Here is a 16,747-nt window from a genome sequence, read left to right as displayed (position 1 = left end):
TCCTCGGGTCACCACCCGGCCGCCCGGCCGGGTGTCGGTTCAATTCTACGGGGCGTGGTGAGGGGGGCGGGACACACCCACCCCCCTCGGTGAGCCGGAGGCTCAGGAGACGCCGAGCTCCTTGGCATTCGCCTTGAGGTCCTCGATGCCACCGCACATGAAGAACGCCTGCTCGGGGAAGTGGTCGTAGTCCCCGTCGCAGATCGCGTTGAACGCGGAGATCGACTCGTCGAGCGGAACGTCCGAACCGTCCAGGCCGGTGAACTGCTTGGCGGCGTGGGTGTTCTGCGACAGGAAGCGCTCGACGCGACGGGCACGGTGGACAACGAGCTTGTCCTCCTCGCCCAGCTCGTCGATACCGAGGATCGCGATGATGTCCTGGAGGTCCTTGTACTTCTGCAGGATTCCCTTGACGCGGCTGGCCGCGGCGTAGTGCTCCTGCGTGATGTAACGCGGGTCCAGGATGCGGGACGTGGAGTCCAGCGGGTCCACGGCCGGGTAGATGCCCTTCTCGGAGATCGGACGGGAGAGAACCGTCGTCGCGTCGAGGTGGGCGAACGTGGTGGCCGGGGCCGGGTCGGTCAGGTCGTCCGCAGGGACGTAGATCGCCTGCATCGAGGTGATCGAGTGACCACGCGTCGAGGTGATGCGCTCCTGGAGCACACCCATCTCGTCGGCCAGGGTCGGCTGGTAACCCACCGCGGACGGCATGCGGCCGAGCAGCGTGGAGACCTCGGAGCCGGCCTGCGTGAAGCGGAAGATGTTGTCGATGAAGAGCAGCACGTCCTGCTTCTGCACATCGCGGAAGTACTCCGCCATGGTCAGGGCGGACAGGGCCACGCGCAGACGCGTGCCCGGCGGCTCGTCCATCTGGCCGAAGACGAGCGCGGTCTTCTCCAGAACGCCCGACTCGGTCATCTCGTCGATGAGGTCGTTGCCCTCACGGGTGCGCTCACCGACACCGGCGAACACCGACACACCGTCGTGCAGCTTCGCCACACGCATGATCATTTCCTGGATGAGGACCGTCTTACCGACGCCCGCACCACCGAACAGACCGATCTTGCCGCCCTTGACGTACGGGGTCAGCAGGTCGACGACCTTCAGGCCGGTCTCGAACATCTCGGTCTTGGACTCGAGCTGGTCGAAGGCCGGGGCCTTGCGGTGGATCGGCCAGCGCTCGGTGATCTGCGCCTCGGCCTCCGGCTCGTTCAGGATCTGACCGAGGGTGTTGAACACCTTGCCCTTGGTGATGTCACCGACGGGGACGGTGATGCCCTCGCCCGTGTCGGTCACCGGCGACTGGCGGACCACGCCGTCGGTGGGCTGCATCGAGATCGCGCGGACCATGCCGTCGCCCAGGTGCTGGGCGACTTCCAGGGTCAGCGTCTTGCGGGCGCCGTCCTCGGCCGGGTCGGCGACCTCGATGTGCAGGGCGTTGTAGATCTCCGGCATCGCGTCGACGGGGAACTCCACGTCGACGACCGGGCCGATGACCCGGGCGACGCGGCCCGTGGCAGCGGCCGTCTCAACTGTGGTCGTCATTACTTGTCACTCCCCGCGGTCGCGTCGGCCAGAGCACTGGCACCGCCGACGATCTCGCTGATTTCCTGGGTGATTTCGGCCTGGCGGGCCGCGTTGGCAAGCCGGGACAGGCTCTTGATGAGGTCCCCGGCGTTGTCGGTGGCCGACTTCATCGCACGGCGGCGGGCAGCGTGCTCGGAAGCCGCCGACTGCAGCAGTGCGTTGTAGATGCGGCTCTCGACGTAGCGCGGCAGAAGGGCGTCGAGGACGTCCTCGGCCGACGGCTCGAATTCGAACAGCGGAAGGATCTCACCCTTACGGGTGCTCTCCTCGGCCACCTCGTCGAGCGAGAGCGGCAACATCCGGTCGTCGACCGCGTTCTGCGTCATCATCGACACGAATTCCGTGAAGACGATGTGCAGCTCGTCGACGCCGCCCTTGGCCGTGTCCTTCTGGATGGCCTCGATCAACGGGGCGGCGATGCGCTTGGCATCCCCGTACGCCGGGTTGTCGGTGAAGCCGGTCCAGGAGTCCTCGACCTTGCGCTCGCGGAAGCCGTAGTACGCGACACCCTTGCGGCCGACGATGTACGTGTCGACCTCCTTGCCCTCGGAGGCAAGGCGCTCCCGCAGTCGCTCCGCGGCCTTGATGGCGTTGGAGGAGTAGCCGCCGGCCAGACCGCGGTCGCTCGTGACGAGCAGGACCGCGGCCCGGGTCGGGGCTTCGACCTCGGTGGTGAGCGGGTGCTTGGCGTTGGAGCCGGTCGCCACCGCGGTCACCGCATGGGTGAGCTCGGTCGCGTACGGCTTGGACGCCGCCACCTTGCGCTGCGCCTTGACGATGCGCGAGGCGGCGATCATCTCCATCGCCTTGGTGATCTTCTTGGTCGCGGTGACGGCTTGGATGCGGCGCTTGTAAACGCGAAGCTGAGCGCCCATCGATCAGCCCTCGCCCAGGAGCTTGCCGTCCGAGGTCTCGAACTGCTGCTTGAAGGCGGCGATCGCGTCGGCGATCGACTGCAGCGTGTCGTCGGACATCTTGCCGCCCTCGGCGATGCTGGTCAGGAGGTCCTTGCGCTCGCGGCGCAGGTACTCCAGCAGCTCACCCTCGAAGCGACGGATGTCCTCGACCGGGACGTCGTCCATCTTGCCCGTGGTGCCGGCCCAGACGGAGACGACCTGCTCCTCCATCGGGAACGGGGCGTACTGCGGCTGCTTCAGCAGCTCGACCATGCGCTTGCCGCGCTCCAGCGAGGACTTCGAGGCCGCGTCCAGGTCGGAACCGAAGGCGGCGAACGCCTCCAGCTCGCGGTACTGGGCGAGGTCCACGCGAAGCCGGCCGGAGACCTGCTTCATGGCCTTGTGCTGGGCGGAGCCACCGACTCGGGAGACCGAGATACCGACGTTGAGCGCCGGACGCTGACCCGCGTTGAACAGGTCGGACTCCAGGAAGCACTGGCCGTCGGTGATGGAGATGACGTTGGTCGGGATGAACGCCGACACGTCGTTCGCCTTGGTCTCGACGATCGGGAGGCCCGTCATCGAACCGGCGCCCATCTCGTCGGAGAGCTTGGCGCAGCGCTCCAGCAGACGCGAGTGCAGGTAGAAGACGTCACCCGGGTAGGCCTCGCGGCCCGGCGGGCGACGCAGCAGCAGGGACACGGCGCGGTAGGCGTCGGCCTGCTTCGAAAGGTCGTCGAAGATGATCAGGACGTGCTTGCCCTGGTACATCCAGTGCTGGCCGATGGCCGAACCGGTGTACGGCGCCAGGTACTTGAAGCCGGCCGGGTCGGACGCCGGGGCGGCGACGATGGTCGTGTACTCCAGCGCACCGGCCTCTTCGAGCGCACCACGCACGGAGGCGATGGTGGAACCCTTCTGACCGATGGCGACGTAGATGCAGCGCACCTGCTTGTTCACGTCGCCCGAGCGCCAGTTGTCGCGCTGGTTGATGATCGTGTCGACGGCCAGAGCGGTCTTACCCGTCTGACGGTCGCCGATGATCAGCTGACGCTGGCCGCGGCCGATCGGCACCATGGCGTCGACGGCCTTGTAGCCGGTCTGCATCGGCTCGTGCACCGACTTACGGACCATGACGCCAGGGGCCTGCAGCTCGAGGGCTCGGCGACTGTCCGTCTCGATCTCGCCGAGACCGTCGATCGGGTTGCCGAGCGGGTCGACGACGCGGCCGAGGTAACCCTCGCCGACGCCGACGGAGAGCACCTCACCGGTGCGCTGCACCGGCTGGCCCTCCTCGATGCCGCTGAACTCGCCGAGGACGATCGCACCGATCTCGCGCTCCTCGAGGTTGAGGGCGAGACCGAGGGTGCCGTCCTCGAACTTCAGCAGCTCGTTCGCCATGGCGGAGGGAAGACCCTCCACCTTCGCGATGCCGTCGCCGGCAGCGCTGACCGTGCCGACCTCCTCGCGCGAGGCCGCGTCCGGCTGGTACGACTGGACAAAGTTATCCAGTGCGTCCCGGATCTCCTCCGGCCGGATCGTGAGCTCCGCCATCTGGGTTCCCTGCTCTCCTTGTTGGGCCCGAAGTTTCTTAAGGGGGTCTGGGGGCCGACCCCCAGGAATCTTCTGCAATTTCTGCACGGCCCAACCGGGCCGCTGGTCTTGCTTGTTCTTCTGCGCTGTGTCAGCCGGCCATGCGTCGGGTCGCCTCTTCGAGGCGCTCCGCGACGGTGCCGTTGATGATCTCGTCACCGACGCGCACCGAGATCCCGCCGAGGACCGCGGGGTCCACGTCCAGGTTCAGGTGCATCTGCCGGCCGTAGAGCTTCGCCAGGGCGTCGCCCAGGCGCTGCTTCTGCCGGTCGCCGAGCGGCACCGCCGAGGTGACGACGGCGACCATGCGGTCCCGGCGCTCCGCGGCGAGCCTGGACAGCGAGTCCAGCCCTGCTTCCAGGCTACGTCCACGGGGCTGGGTGACCAGGCGGACGATCATCCGCTCGGTGACCGGCTGCGCCTTGCCGCCGAGCAGGCTGCGCAGCAGCTCGCCCTTGGCGGACGCCGTGGCCGTACGGCTGGTGAGCGCCGAGCGCAGCTCCTTGTCGGAGCCGACGATCCGGCCGAACCGGAACAGCTCGTCCTCGACGTCGTCGAGGCTGCCGCCGCGCTGGGCCGCGGTGAGGTCTGCGGTGTTCGCCAGCCCCTCGATCGAGTCCACCAGGTCACGGGAGTGCGACCAGCGGGACCGGACCAGTCCGGAGACCAGGTCGACACTCTCGCCGCCCACCTGCCCGCCGAGCAGACGTGCGACCAGCTCGGCCTTGCTCTCGCCGCTCTGGGCCGGGTCGGTGAGGACCCGACGCAGGGATACTTCGCGGTGCAGCAGCTCGGTGACCGATGCGAGCTCCTCCGCGAGCTTCGCCGCGTCGACCGACGTGTTGTCGGTCAGCGCGTCGAGACGCTCGCGTGCGGCAGCCAGTGCTTCGCGGCTCGCGCTGTTCATCGGGCTGCCTCGGCCTTCGCCTCGAGCTCGTCGAGGAAACGGTCGACGGTGCCGCTCTGCCGGGCGTGGTCCTGGAGGGACTCGCCGACGAGCTTGCCGGCCAGGTCGGTGGCGAGCTTGCCCACGTCCTGACGCAGCGCCGAGGCAGCGGCCTTGCGGTCGGCCTCGATCTGGGTGTGACCGGCGGCGATGATCTCTTCGCGCTGCCGCTGACCTTCCGCCTTCATCTCCTGGATGATGACGGCACCCTGCTCCTGCGCCTCCTGGCGCAGACGAGCGGCCTCGTGGCGGGCTTCGGCGAGCTGAGCCTTGTACTGCTCAAGAACGCTCTGGGCCTCGATCTGGGCCGCATCCGCCTTCTCGATGCCCCCTTCGATCGCCTCGCGACGCTCGTCCAGGACCGTGTTGATGGCCGGGAGGAGCTTCTTGTAGAACGCGAAGAAGACAATGCTGAAGCAGATCAGACCGATGACGATCTCGGGCCAGACCGGCAGCAGCGGTGACTGCGGCTCCTCGGCTGCCAGATGCAACATGGTGGACCTTTCGTCGAAAACGTATCGTCAGGTCGCCTGGACTACTTCGGGTAGATGAAGGGCGCGACGAAGCCGATCAGCGCCAGGGCCTCGATGACCGCGAAGCCGAGCAGCATGTTCTGGCGGATGATGCCGGTCGCCTCGGGCTGACGGGCGATGGCCTGCACGCCGTTACCGAAGATGATGCCGACGCCGACGCCGGGGCCGATGGCCGCGAGGCCGTAACCGATGGTGCCGATGTTGCCCGTGACGGCTGCGAGAGTCTCAGACATTGATCTGTGATTCCTTCTCTTGGTTGGCCGGTGGAGATGACGTCCACCGAACGTCTAGGGGTGTCCGGGCGGTGGCCCGGATGTCCTCAGTGCGCTTCTTCGAGTGCCTGGGACAAGTACGTGGCGGTCAGCACGGTGAACACGTACGCCTGGAGCGCCTGAATGAACATCTCGAAGACGGTCAGGGCGAGTGTCACGGCGAACGACGCGGTGGCGTACACGGTGCCGAGCACGGTGCCGAGCATGTACCAGGTCGCGATCGTGAAGACCAGAATGAGGATGTGACCCGCGAACATGTTCGCGAAGAGCCGGACCGCCAGCGTGAAGGGGCGCACGAAGATGTTCGAGACGAACTCGATCGGCGTCAGGATCACGTAGATCGGCTTGGGAAGACCACTCGGTACGCACAGGTTACGGATACCGCCGACGAAGCCGTGGGTCCGGAAGGTCACCGTCATGTAGACGACCCAGACGAGCAGAGCCATGCCGACCGGGTAGGCGATGAGCGAGGTCACCGGGATCTGCGCGAGCGGGATGATCGCCCAGAGGTTCATCACCCAGACGAAGAAGAACAGCGACACCAGCAGCGGGACGAACGGCTCGCCCTTCTTGCCGATGATCTCCTTGGCGATGCCCCGGTGCACGAAGTCGTAAAGGGCTTCGGCGATCATCTGCAACTTGCCCGGAACGACCTTGGGCTTGGAGAAGCCCATCCAGAACAGGGTCACGATCGCAATCGTTCCGATGATCGCCAGCAGCATCGGCTTGTTGAACTCGACCGGCCCGATCGTGAAGATCGGGTCGAAGATGAACGACCACGCGCTCGGGGCTGGGAATCCGCACGAGCCCTGGAACAGGTGGCAGTCAACCTCGAAGGCGAGCGTCTGGGCGTCAGCAGTCACCAGGAGCTCCTTCTGCATGGCGCATGGATACGGCTACCTCGTTGGATCGGAGCGGCTGGCAGCCGCAGGTCGGCACCGGACTGGTTTCTTACGGTGGGGAGGCGGCGGCCGGGCCCGAAGCCTCGCGATGAATCAGGCGACAGTCGTGTTGTCCGCGCCCGCGATACCGCAACCGAGACCGGACGATAGCAGCATGTCGAACAGGGCTTTATCCCGGCCCTACTGGTCATGCTTCCCCTTGGTTCCGCCCGGGGTGTTCCGGCTCTCCGCCTCCGGATCGACGTACAGGGTCTTACTCCTGGCGTGCAGCACGGTCTGCGTGATGATCCACGCGATCACCGAGACGACCAGCGTCAGGGCGAAGACCTGGAGATCGAAGAGCGACGTGTCCTTGATGCCCATGATGAACACGAGCAGGAGCACGAGCTGGACCGAGTAGACCAGCAGCCCCATGCCCTGGAAAAGTTGAGGCATGGCCCTGCCGACCCACTGGAGCGCCAGCTGTCCGAGGGCCATGAAGAGAATGACCACCAGGCAGCCCACCACAGCACCGATCGCCCCCTTGCCGCCGACGACGAGCCCGCCGACAAGCGTGGCGATGGCTCCCACCGCGGCGGTGGGGATGGCGATGCGCAGTAGTTCGCGCATGTCGGACTGCATGGCGGCAGCTCCACTGGTCTGAGGGGAGGAATGGGGCGTCGTCATGGACGAGCGTAGGCCCGGTCCGCGAGGCGGATTCTCGGGCCAATGGACCGTCCTACCAGGGTCCTTCGGCTCCGTCACTGGGTCTCGTGAACGCTATCACAAACTATTTGATGAGGTCTTTACCTCAAAAGTGTGCCAACTGTCACACATGAGAGTGAATCCGTGCCTGCACGCAGGACAAGACGGCGCAATGTCTGGTAATGCACCGCGAGTTCCGAATCGTCAGCGCGAGGAGTCGATCGAGCGGCGATCCGGAAACCGCGAACGAGCGCCGATCGCGGTAGCGCCGTTGACGCCGGACACTCCGACCGCCACGGGAGCCCGCTCGGCGGCCTCCTCGCCCATCGACGCGCCCGCCGAGCCCTGTTGGGCCCCGGAGGCCACGGGCGCCGGCTTCACCTCGTACGGGGCGGAATCCGGCTCCGCGGCGCGGTGGCGATAGCGCGGCGGAACGAAGCGGTTGGCCCAGTGCGGGGCACGCGGGGTGAAGCGCGGCATCAGCAGCAGGACGAGGCCCACCGCGCTCGCCGCGATGATGACGAACACGATCCACGAGGACGCCGAGTGCACCGAGTAGCCGACGGCGCCGAAGGCGATGAGGGCCGACCAGAAGTACATGATCAGCACGGCCCGGCTGTGCGAGTGGCCGATCTCCAGCAGCCGGTGGTGCAGGTGGCCCCGGTCGGCGGCGAACGGCGACTGGCCGTTCCAGGTGCGACGGACGATGGCGAGGACCAGGTCGGCGGCCGGGATCGCGATGATCGTCAGCGGCAGCACCAGCGGGATGAAGACCGGGAGCAGCGCGTGGGTGGCCTCGCGCTCGCTGCCCTCGAAGATCTTCATGAGGTCCGGGTCGACCTGGCCCGTGATCGAGATCGCACCCGCGGCCAGCACCAGGCCGATCAGCATCGAGCCCGAGTCGCCCATGAAGATCCGCGCCGGATGCATGTTGTGCGGCAGGAAGCCGAGGCACATGCCCATGAGGATCGCCGCGAACAGCGTCGCGGGGGCCGCCGCCTCGATCCCGTACCCCATCCAGAGGCGGTACGCGTACAGGAAGAACGCCGCCGACGCGATACACACCATGCCCGCCGCGAGCCCGTCCAGGCCGTCGACGAAGTTGACCGCGTTGATCGTGATGACGACCAGCGCCACCGTGAGCAGCGTGCCCTGCCACTGGGTGAGGGCGACCGTGCCGACGCCGGGGATCGGCAGCCACAGGATCGTGAGCCCCTGGATGACCATGACGGCGGCGGCGATCATCTGGCCGCCGAGCTTGATCAGGGCGTCGAGCTCGAACTTGTCGTCGAGGACGCCGATCAGCCAGATCAGGGCGGCGCCGGAGAGCAACGCCCGCGGTTCGTTGGAGAGTTCGAAGACACTCTTCAGGTTGAAGAGGTGGTCGGCGACGATCAGCCCCGCGCACAGTCCGCCGAACATGGCGATCCCACCGAGCCGGGGTGTCGGCTCCCGGTGGACGTCGCGCGCACGGATCGCGGGCATCGCCCCGACCGCGATGGCGAACTTACGCACCGGTCCGGTCAGCAGATAGGTCACCGCCGCCGTGACACAGAGCGTCAGCAGGTAATCACGCACGGGCTGCCCCACAGAACTCGCCGGCCATCCAAAAACCACACCCTAGTCTCTGAAACAAGGACTCCACGGTACGGATGATGGTTGCACAGGGTTCGTGTGCCCCGGACAGCGCGGAGTCCACTACCCCGGATACGGCGGATTGCGCGCGGTCAGTTCACGGACCTCCGCCGCGATCGGGCTCACGTCGCCCGGCTCCCGTACGGCCGCTCCGAACAGGGCGGCGATCGGGGCCATGTCCCCGTCGTCCATCCCCTGGGTGGTGACGGCCGCCGTGCCCAGCCGGATGCCCCGGGCGTCCCCGTACGGCAGGGCGCAGGTGTCCAGGACCACACCGGCCGCCGCCGGCCGCTCTTCGCGCGGAGGACCCCGGCGACCTCGGGGTCTTGGCGGAGCGGGGCGCCGGGGTCATGGGGCAGGGCGCCGGGCGCGGGCGGCACGGCTGCGGGTGCGGCGGGAGAGGTGACCGGCATGGGACGGCTCCGGGCCTGGAGGCGGGTGCGCCGGCGAGGGGTGCCGGTGTCAGCTCCCCTGTAGGCCGGGGCCGGGCGCTGTGCCCGCTGTCGCGGGGTGCCGTACGCCGGTCGACGCACCGGCCCCCGGTGCGGCGCGGATACGTCCCGTCAGTGCGGGGCGCGTACGCCGGTGAGCGCGGTGACCACGGGGTCGAGCGCCTGGTTGATCTCGTCGCCGACGGAGCGGAAGAAGGTGATGGGGGCGCCGTAGGGGTCGTAGACCTCGTCCGCCTCGGCGGTCGGGGCCAGCAGCCAGCCGCGCAGCGCGGCGGCGGCGCGCACCAGGGCGCGGGCGCGCTCGACGACGCCCTCGTCGCGCGGGTCGGGCAGGGTGGCCGGGTCTATGGCCCGTACCAGCCGGGTGAACTCCTTGAGCGTGAAGGTGCGCAGGCCCGCGGAGTGGCCCATGGAGATGACCTGGGCGCGGTGGTCGCGGGTGGCGGTGAGGACCAGGTCGGCGCGGATCACGTGCTCGTCCAGCAGCTCACGGCCGACGAAGCCGGTGGCGTCCGCGCCGAAGTCGGCGAGGACGACCTCGGCGTTGGCCTCCATGGGCGCGCCCTCGTGGCCCCAGGTGCCCGCGCTCTCCACGATGAGGCCGCCGCTGAGCGGGTCGCCGAGGCGGCCCACCAGGGCATGGCGGGTCAGCCGCTCGGTGATCGGTGAGCGGCAGACGTTGCCGGTGCTGACATGGAGGATGCGGAAGGTGTCGGCCCGCCCCGCTATGCCACGCCCCTCGGGCGCGGTCAATTGGCCACCTCGAGGTCGGGGACCACCTTGCGCAGCTCCTCTGCGGAGAGGGCGCCGGCGCGCAGCAGGACCGGGGTGGCGCCGGTGACGTCGACGATCGAGGACGGCACGATGCCGGGCGTCGGGCCGCCGTCGAGGTAGACGGAGACGGAGTCGCCGAGCATGCCCTGGGCGGCGTCGCAGTCCTCGGGCGAGGGGTGTCCGGTGAGGTTGGCGCTGGAGACGGCCATCGGGCCGACCTCGGTGAGCAGCTCGATGGCCACCGGGTGCAGCGGCATCCGGATGGCGACGGTGCCCCGGGTGTCTCCGAGGTCCCACTGGAGGGAGGGCTGGTGCCGGGCCACGAGGGTGAGGGCGCCGGGCCAGAAGGCGTCGACGAGCTCCCAGGCCTCCTCGGAGAAGTCGGTGACCAGGCCGTGCAGCGTGTTCGGCGAGCCGATGAGGACGGGGGTGGGCATGTTGCGGCCCCGGCCCTTGGCGTCCAGCAGGTCCGCGACGGCCTCCGAGGTGAAGGCGTCCGCACCGATCCCGTACACGGTGTCGGTGGGCAGCACGACCAGTTCGCCCCGGCGGACGGCCGATGCGGCCTCGCGCAGGCCCGTGGTCCGGTCGGTGGCGTCGTTGCAGTCGTATCGCCGAGCCATCAGCCGGCCTCCTGGAGCGGGTACGGGTACGGGTGGTGGTGCCGGGGGCCGGTCACGGCATGGCCTTGCGGGCGGTGGCGAACCGGGGCCGCTTGTTGAGGTCGGGGTGGTCGGCGGCATCCGCCCAGCCCCGTTCCTCGGTGAAGATCCACGGAACCTGGCCGCCCTGGGTGTCGGCGTGCTCGATGACGACGAGGCCGCCGGGGCGCAGCAGGCGGTGGGCGGTGCGTTCGATGCCGCGGATGGTGTCGAGGCCGTCCTCGCCGGAGAAGAGGGCCATCTCCGGGTCGTGGTCGCGGGCCTCGGGGGCGACGTACTCCCACTCGGTGAGGGGGATGTACGGCGGGTTGGAGATGACCAGGTCGACCTGGCCGTCGAGCTCCGGAAGGGCGCTCAGGGCGTCTCCGCGGTGCACGGTGACCCGGGACCCGTCGGCGTTCTTCCGCGTCCACCTGAGGGCGTCCTCGGACAGCTCCACGGCGTGCACACGGGAGCGGGGGACCTCCTGTGCCATGGCGAGCGCGATGGCACCCGATCCGGTGCACAGGTCGACGACGACGGGCTCGACGACGTCCATCGCGCGCACCGCGTCTATGGCCCAGCCGACAACGGACTCGGTCTCCGGGCGGGGCACGAAGACACCGGGTCCGACCTGGAGCTCCAGGTAGCGGAAGAAGGCGCGGCCGGTGATGTGCTGGAGGGGTTCGCGGGCCTCTCGGCGGGCGATCGTCTCCCAGTACCGGGCGTCGAAGTCCGTGTCGGGCACCGTGTGCAGGGCGCCCCGCTTCACCCCGTGGACGAAGGCCGCGAGTTCCTCGGCGTCGAATCGCGGTGAGGGGACACCGGCGTCGGCCAGCCGCTGGGTGGCCTGGGCCACCTCGGCGAGCAGCAGGTTCATCGCGGTTCTCCGTACGGGTTACGGGTGTGCGGGGCGGGTCGCTTACGCGTTGGCGAGCTTGGCGGCGGAGTCGGCGTCGACGCAGGCCTGGATGACGGCGTCCAGCTCTCCGTCGAGCACCTGGTCCAAGTTGTACGCCTTGAAGCCGACGCGGTGGTCCGAGATGCGGTTTTCCGGGAAGTTGTACGTCCGGATCTTCTCGGAGCGATCGACGGTGCGGACCTGGCTGCGGCGCACGTCGGAGGCTTCCTGTTCGGCGGCCTCCTGGGCGGCGGCGAGCAGCCGGGAGCGCAGGATGCGCATGGCCTGCTCCTTGTTCTGGAGCTGGCTCTTCTCGTTCTGGCAGGAGGCGACGACGCCGGTGGGCAGGTGCGTGATGCGGACGGCGGAGTCGGTCGTGTTGACGGACTGGCCGCCGGGGCCCGAGGAGCGGTAGACGTCGATGCGCAGGTCGTTGGCGTGGATCTCGACTTCGACCTCCTCCGCCTCGGGGGTGACGAGCACGCCCGCGGCGGAGGTGTGGATGCGGCCCTGCGACTCGGTGGAGGGCACGCGCTGCACGCGGTGCACGCCGCCCTCGTACTTCATCCGGGCCCAGACGCCCTGGCCGGGCTCGGTGGCGCCGTTGCCGCCCTTGGTCTTCACGGCGACCTGGACGTCCTTGTAGCCGCCGAGCTCGGACTCGGTGGAGTCGATGATCTCGGTCTTCCAGCCGATGCGCTCGGCGTAGCGCAGGTACATGCGCAGCAGATCGCCCGCGAACAGGGCGGACTCGTCGCCGCCGGCGCCCGCCTTGATCTCCAGGAGCACGTCCTTGTCGTCGCTGGGGTCGCGCGGGACGAGGAGGAGGCGGAGCTTCTCGGTGAGCTCTTCGCGCTGCTTCTCCAGGTCCTTGACCTCGGCGGCGAAGTCGGGGTCGTCCGCGGCGAACTCGCGCGCGGTCTCGATGTCCTCGCCGGTCCGCTTCCAGGTCCGGTACGTGGAGACGATCGGGGTCAGCTCCGCGTAGCGCTTGTTCAGCTTGCGCGCGCCCGCCTGGTCGGAGTGGACCGACGGGTCGGCGAGCTTCGTCTCAAGACCGGCGTGTTCACCGATCAGTTCCTCGACCGCCTCGAACATTCGGGGGCTCCTGGTTGGTTGTGCGTCTGCGGGCCTGCTGGAGGGCGTACTGCCCGGTGGGGTGTCCAAGGGTCCAAGGGTGGCTCCCCCGGGACACCCGACCGGAAAAAACGCCGGTTCCGACGCCCCCGGGAAGAGGGCGCCGAGAACCGGCGCAGTGGCTCGCTACTTGCTGGCGGAGCCGGCAGCCTTGCCGAAGCGGGCCTCGAAGCGGGCCACGCGGCCGCCGGTGTCGAGGATCTTCTGCTTGCCCGTGTAGAACGGGTGGCACTCGGAGCAGACGTCGGCACGGATGGTGCCGTTGCCGAGGGTGCTCCGGGTGGTGAACGCCGCACCGCAGGTGCAGCTGACCTGGGTCTCGACGTACTCGGGGTGGATCTCGCGCTTCAAGGTGTCTCCTAGTTTCGGGAGGGCGCCGGGTCGTCCGCGCGGATTGCGCGGCCGTGAACCGGGGCCGACGTACCAGTCTGCCAGGACCGGCCGTATCTCCCAAAACCGGGGGCGGAGCGCAGGTATTCCCCGACCGGCCGCACACACAGGGTGACCGGTGGGGCTACTCGAGGACCTCCGCGGCGTCGCCCTTGTCGCCGGCCGACTTCTCGGTGGCGGAGGCGGGGATCGGCAGGTCGTTCCTGAGGGCGGCCCAGACCTGCCGGCCGGCCTCCTCCTGCGGCAGGACCCGGTTCGGGTCGGCCGGGTCGTACTCCACGGGCAGGGTCACCATGTCGACGTTCTTCGCGTCCAGCTCCTTGAGGCCGCCCGCGAAGCCGGTGAGCTTCGTGACGGAGCCGAGCGCGGAGTCGGTGGTGACGGCCTTGGTGGCGGCGTCCGCGAGGCCGTAGAGCTTGGTGGGGCTGGTGAACGCCCCGACGCTCTTCGTCTGGTCCATCAGCGCCTTGATGAACGCCTGTTGGAGCTGGATGCGCCCGAGGTCACTGCCGTCGCCGACGCTCTCGCGGGTACGGACGAGGCCGAGGGACTGCTCACCGTTCAGGGTGTGGGTGCCCGGCTCCAGGTCCAGGTGGCTCTTGGAGTCGTCGATTGCGGTCTTCGTGGTGATCTCGACGCCGCCGAGCTCGTCGATGAGCTTCGTGAAGCCGGTGAAGTCGACTTCCAGGTAGTGGTCCATGCGGATGCCGGACATCGACTCGACGGTCTTCACCGCGCAGGCGGGCCCGCCGACCTCGTAGGCGGTGTTGAACATCGCCCGGTGTTCGGCGGCGACGGGGTCGCCCGTCGTGTCACTGGCGCAGGCGGGGCGCTCTATCAGGGTGTCGCGGGGTATCGAGACGACGCTCGCGGACTTGTGGCCCTTGTCGACGTGCAGGACCATCGCCGTGTCGGAGCGGGCCGCGCCCTCGTCGTCGCCGTACTTCCCGTTGTCGCCGGAGCGCGAGTCGGAGCCCAGCACCAGGATGTCCTGCGAGCCGTCGTCCACCTCGTCGGGACGGTCGGCGCCGAGCTTGGCGTCGATGTCGATGCTGGAGAGGTTGCCGTCGAGCGCCAGGTAGGCGTATCCGAGTCCGGTCCCGCCGACGACCACGACGCCCGCCACCGTCCAGGCCGCGACGACCTTGGCACGGCGTCGGCGGGACGGCCTCCTCCGTCGGCTGCCGGTGCCGCGTACGCGGCCGGTGCTCCTGCTCTGCTCGCTCACGCGTCTCCTCGTCACTCCTGGTGCCCGTGTGCCCCCCCTGCCGTGGTGTTCCACGCGCGGTCGGCCTCTCCCGGAGGGACGGCCGAAGCAGCAAGAAGGGTTGCATACGCGCCTGTGGCCCCCGTCGGACGAAGGGGGCCACAGGACGTTCGGGCGAACGGGCCGTGAGGCGGTGTTCACCTGGGGTTTCGTGCTCGGTACAGCGATGCGTCGGACGGTTCGGGGACCGAGGCCGGTGTGGCCAAGGTCTCGGGCCGGCCGACGTCGGCCGAGGACGGCGGGATCGGCCGAGGTCAGCCGAAGAGGTTGAATCCGTTCCAGCCGGTGCCGGCCTTCAGCTTCGGCCCGAAGGGCTTGGTCGCCGAACCACTGGTCGGGTAGAACCACATCGCGCCGGCGCTGTCACGGACGGTGATATCCGCCTTGCCGTCACCGGTGTTGTCCCCGGTGGCGATGTACGCCGAGAAGTTCCAGCCGGTGCCGACCAGGACCTTGTTGGCGAACGGCGAGGCCACGTTGTGGCGACCGGCGTAGAGCCACAGCCGGCCCTGGGCGTCCCGGGCCAGCAGGTCGGGGATGCCGTCACCGCTGTAGTCGCCCTTGCCGAACACCGTCAGCGATCCCCAGCCGGAGCCCGCCGTGACCTTGGACGCGAAGGTGCCGTCGCCGCGGCCCGGGTAGGTGACGAGGGTGCCCGTGCTGTTGATACCGACGAGGTCGGGGTTCCCGTCACCGGTGATGTCGCCGGGGAAGAGGATGTTCTTGAACGAGGACCAGCCCGTGCCGATCTTCTTCTCGGCCCAGTCCGTACCGTCGAAGTAGAACCAGTACAGGTCGCCGCCGACGCGGTAGACGTAGTCCTGGTAGAAGTCGCGGTCCCAGTCGACCTGACGCACCAGATCGACCGCGCCCCAGTCGCCGAGGGCCACCGGCGCGGTGAGCGCCTTGCCGTTGGAGTAGTACTCCAACGCCTCGCCCTTCGACTGCCGGGCGAACAGGTCCGCCGTGGTGTCGAAGTTGAGGTTGGCGTCGTCGACCCGGGGGTTGATCTGCCCGAAGAACGAGCTGACCTTGGAGTAGACGCTGTACGCGCCGGTGGCGACGCAGTCCCGGACACCCCACGAAACCACGCCCGCGATACGGCCGTTGACCACGAGTGGACCACCGGAGTCGCCGTTGCACGGCGATACGGTGCCCTCGTCCTGGCCCGCCGCCGGCACTCCGGCACACGTCATCTTCCCGGCCGTGAACTCGGAGCCGTAGAAGGACGCGCAGGTGGAGTCGGCGTTGACCGGCACCATGGCCTTGCGCAGCGTCGGCGAGATGGCCTCGCTGGTGGAGCTGGTGCGGCCCCAGCCGTAGACCGTGGCTCGGGTGCCCTCCTTGTACAGCGCCGTCTCGGCACCGGAGGCAGGCTGGAGCGTCTTGTACGGCAGGGCCGCGCCCAGCGTCAGCACGGCGACGTCGCTGCTCAACTCGACGTCGTCGTACGCGGGGTGGACCCACTGCCGCCAGACGCCGACGGCCTGGCCGCCGTTCAGGTCACTGCCGACCGGGAGCTTGGCGGTGCCGCCCACGACGGCGCCGTACTTGTTCCAGTCCAGTCCGTCCACGCAGTGCGCGGCGGTCAGGACCTTGGCCGGCGCGACGAGCGTGCCACCGCAGAAGTAGCTGTCGTCGTCCGCGGTGCCGGATGTTCCCTTGTCGTCGTAGTAGTGCAGCTGCACCATCCACGGCGCCTCGGAGATCAGGGCTTCGGACCCTCCGATGATCTTCGGATCGGCGGTGCGCTCCGGCGCCGGTTCCGTGACTCCGCCGGGCGCGGGCGCACCCGACTCGCCCTCCGCCAGCCGGGCGGCCGACCCCTTGACGGTGTCGAGCAGTTCGGCCCGCGGTACGTCGGACCGCTTCTGGGTGCTCTGCTTGCCCGGAAGCGGGACCGTGTCCGTGGCCTGCGCGGGAGTGGAGGCGAGTGCCCCCGCTCCCAGGGCGAGCACGGCAGTTGCCACGGGGAGGGTAAGGAAACCCCTCCGTCTGCCAGATGTCACAGGACTCCCCTCGATGAACACGGCGCACCTCGGTGACGGCGCCGTGTACGTGCACGCGAAGGAGAAAGTTCTCCCCACTGGAGACACATCACAGTGGGAATATAGAAAATACGTTCCCCCCACCTGGT

The 16,747-nt window shown here is 68.8% G+C and carries 16 protein-coding genes and 1 pseudogene; all 17 read right to left on the bottom strand.

Annotated elements, in window-relative coordinates; all coding sequences use genetic code 11:
* Positions 1–102 precede the first annotated feature (102 nt).
* The 17 genes and pseudogenes from atpD to ACZ60Q_RS13750 all read right to left on the bottom strand — a co-directional run bounded on the left by atpD (position 103) and on the right by ACZ60Q_RS13750 (position 16,580).
* Positions 103–1,545 (bottom strand): F0F1 ATP synthase subunit beta, encoded by a 1,443-nt coding sequence (gene atpD / locus ACZ60Q_RS13830; RefSeq protein ID WP_469632935.1) that lies wholly within the window; start codon positions 1,543–1,545, stop codon positions 103–105.
* Positions 1,545–2,462 (bottom strand): F0F1 ATP synthase subunit gamma, encoded by a 918-nt coding sequence (locus tag ACZ60Q_RS13825; RefSeq protein WP_469632933.1) that lies wholly within the window; start codon positions 2,460–2,462, stop codon positions 1,545–1,547. The genes atpD and ACZ60Q_RS13825 overlap by 1 nt, the downstream gene beginning before the upstream one ends.
* 3 nt (positions 2,463–2,465) lie before the next feature.
* Positions 2,466–4,037, bottom strand: a complete 1,572-nt coding sequence (gene atpA, locus ACZ60Q_RS13820; RefSeq protein WP_469632930.1) for a F0F1 ATP synthase subunit alpha — start codon at positions 4,035–4,037, stop codon at positions 2,466–2,468.
* Between the two features lie 130 nt (positions 4,038–4,167).
* On the bottom strand, positions 4,168–4,983 hold the full coding sequence (locus ACZ60Q_RS13815; RefSeq protein ID WP_469632927.1) for a F0F1 ATP synthase subunit delta: 816 nt from the start codon (positions 4,981–4,983) through the stop codon (positions 4,168–4,170).
* Positions 4,980–5,516, bottom strand: a complete 537-nt coding sequence (locus tag ACZ60Q_RS13810; RefSeq protein ID WP_469632924.1) for a F0F1 ATP synthase subunit B — start codon at positions 5,514–5,516, stop codon at positions 4,980–4,982. Before ACZ60Q_RS13810 ends, ACZ60Q_RS13815 begins: the two co-directional genes overlap by 4 nt.
* A gap of 41 nt (positions 5,517–5,557) precedes the next feature.
* Complete coding sequence (atpE, locus tag ACZ60Q_RS13805) at positions 5,558–5,788, bottom strand: ATP synthase F0 subunit C (protein WP_469632921.1); 231 nt, start codon at positions 5,786–5,788, stop codon at positions 5,558–5,560.
* A gap of 86 nt (positions 5,789–5,874) precedes the next feature.
* The gene (gene atpB / locus ACZ60Q_RS13800; protein ID WP_469632918.1) at positions 5,875–6,708 is read right to left on the bottom strand and encodes a F0F1 ATP synthase subunit A; all 834 of its coding nucleotides are present in this window, start codon (positions 6,706–6,708) and stop codon (positions 5,875–5,877) included.
* Between the two features lie 201 nt (positions 6,709–6,909).
* The gene (locus ACZ60Q_RS13795) at positions 6,910–7,350 is read right to left on the bottom strand and encodes a hypothetical protein (RefSeq protein ID WP_469632915.1); all 441 of its coding nucleotides are present in this window, start codon (positions 7,348–7,350) and stop codon (positions 6,910–6,912) included.
* Between the two features lie 267 nt (positions 7,351–7,617).
* Positions 7,618–9,003, bottom strand: coding sequence for an MraY family glycosyltransferase (locus ACZ60Q_RS13790; RefSeq protein ID WP_469632912.1), 1,386 nt, complete (start codon positions 9,001–9,003; stop codon positions 7,618–7,620).
* 108 nt (positions 9,004–9,111) lie between these two features.
* Positions 9,112–9,384: pseudogene (locus tag ACZ60Q_RS13785) on the bottom strand (serine hydroxymethyltransferase); the annotation flags it as partial.
* Between the two features lie 227 nt (positions 9,385–9,611).
* Positions 9,612–10,253, bottom strand: coding sequence for an arsenate reductase/protein-tyrosine-phosphatase family protein (locus ACZ60Q_RS13780; protein ID WP_469632909.1), 642 nt, complete (start codon positions 10,251–10,253; stop codon positions 9,612–9,614).
* Complete coding sequence (locus ACZ60Q_RS13775) at positions 10,250–10,897, bottom strand: L-threonylcarbamoyladenylate synthase (RefSeq protein ID WP_032763084.1); 648 nt, start codon at positions 10,895–10,897, stop codon at positions 10,250–10,252. The genes ACZ60Q_RS13780 and ACZ60Q_RS13775 overlap by 4 nt, the downstream gene beginning before the upstream one ends.
* A gap of 52 nt (positions 10,898–10,949) precedes the next feature.
* Positions 10,950–11,795 (bottom strand): peptide chain release factor N(5)-glutamine methyltransferase, encoded by an 846-nt coding sequence (gene prmC, locus ACZ60Q_RS13770; protein WP_469632905.1) that lies wholly within the window; start codon positions 11,793–11,795, stop codon positions 10,950–10,952.
* A 42-nt stretch (positions 11,796–11,837) separates the two neighbouring features.
* On the bottom strand, positions 11,838–12,914 hold the full coding sequence (gene prfA, locus ACZ60Q_RS13765; protein WP_469632902.1) for a peptide chain release factor 1: 1,077 nt from the start codon (positions 12,912–12,914) through the stop codon (positions 11,838–11,840).
* A 165-nt stretch (positions 12,915–13,079) separates the two neighbouring features.
* Complete coding sequence (rpmE, locus tag ACZ60Q_RS13760) at positions 13,080–13,304, bottom strand: 50S ribosomal protein L31 (RefSeq protein ID WP_469632899.1); 225 nt, start codon at positions 13,302–13,304, stop codon at positions 13,080–13,082.
* Positions 13,305–13,467: 163 nt separating this feature from the next.
* Entirely contained in the window at positions 13,468–14,571 is a 1,104-nt protein-coding gene (locus tag ACZ60Q_RS13755; RefSeq protein WP_469632896.1) for an LCP family protein, read from the bottom strand.
* A gap of 293 nt (positions 14,572–14,864) precedes the next feature.
* The gene (locus ACZ60Q_RS13750) at positions 14,865–16,580 is read right to left on the bottom strand and encodes a trypsin-like serine protease (RefSeq protein ID WP_469632894.1); all 1,716 of its coding nucleotides are present in this window, start codon (positions 16,578–16,580) and stop codon (positions 14,865–14,867) included.
* Positions 16,581–16,747 lie beyond the last annotated feature (167 nt).

This window comes from Streptomyces sp. NPDC104313 (genome assembly GCF_055583985.1).
The sequence above is the reverse complement of the archived record's forward strand: the minus strand, read 5'-3'. Positions and strand labels throughout refer to the sequence as shown.

What these genes read in the sequence shown, in the direction of transcription:
- atpD (WP_469632935.1), bottom strand. Translation starts at nt 1,545, where the DNA reads ATGACGACCACAGTTGAGACGGCCGCTGCCACGGGCCGCGTCGCCCGG.
- ACZ60Q_RS13825 (WP_469632933.1), bottom strand. Translation starts at nt 2,462, where the DNA reads ATGGGCGCTCAGCTTCGCGTTTACAAGCGCCGCATCCAAGCCGTCACC.
- atpA (WP_469632930.1), bottom strand. Translation starts at nt 4,037, where the DNA reads ATGGCGGAGCTCACGATCCGGCCGGAGGAGATCCGGGACGCACTGGAT.
- ACZ60Q_RS13815 (WP_469632927.1), bottom strand. Translation starts at nt 4,983, where the DNA reads ATGAACAGCGCGAGCCGCGAAGCACTGGCTGCCGCACGCGAGCGTCTC.
- ACZ60Q_RS13810 (WP_469632924.1), bottom strand. Translation starts at nt 5,516, where the DNA reads ATGTTGCATCTGGCAGCCGAGGAGCCGCAGTCACCGCTGCTGCCGGTC.
- atpE (WP_469632921.1), bottom strand. Translation starts at nt 5,788, where the DNA reads ATGTCTGAGACTCTCGCAGCCGTCACGGGCAACATCGGCACCATCGGT.
- atpB (WP_469632918.1), bottom strand. Translation starts at nt 6,708, where the DNA reads ATGCAGAAGGAGCTCCTGGTGACTGCTGACGCCCAGACGCTCGCCTTC.
- ACZ60Q_RS13795 (WP_469632915.1), bottom strand. Translation starts at nt 7,350, where the DNA reads ATGCAGTCCGACATGCGCGAACTACTGCGCATCGCCATCCCCACCGCC.
- ACZ60Q_RS13775 (WP_032763084.1), bottom strand. Translation starts at nt 10,897, where the DNA reads ATGGCTCGGCGATACGACTGCAACGACGCCACCGACCGGACCACGGGC.
- prmC (WP_469632905.1), bottom strand. Translation starts at nt 11,795, where the DNA reads ATGAACCTGCTGCTCGCCGAGGTGGCCCAGGCCACCCAGCGGCTGGCC.
- prfA (WP_469632902.1), bottom strand. Translation starts at nt 12,914, where the DNA reads ATGTTCGAGGCGGTCGAGGAACTGATCGGTGAACACGCCGGTCTTGAG.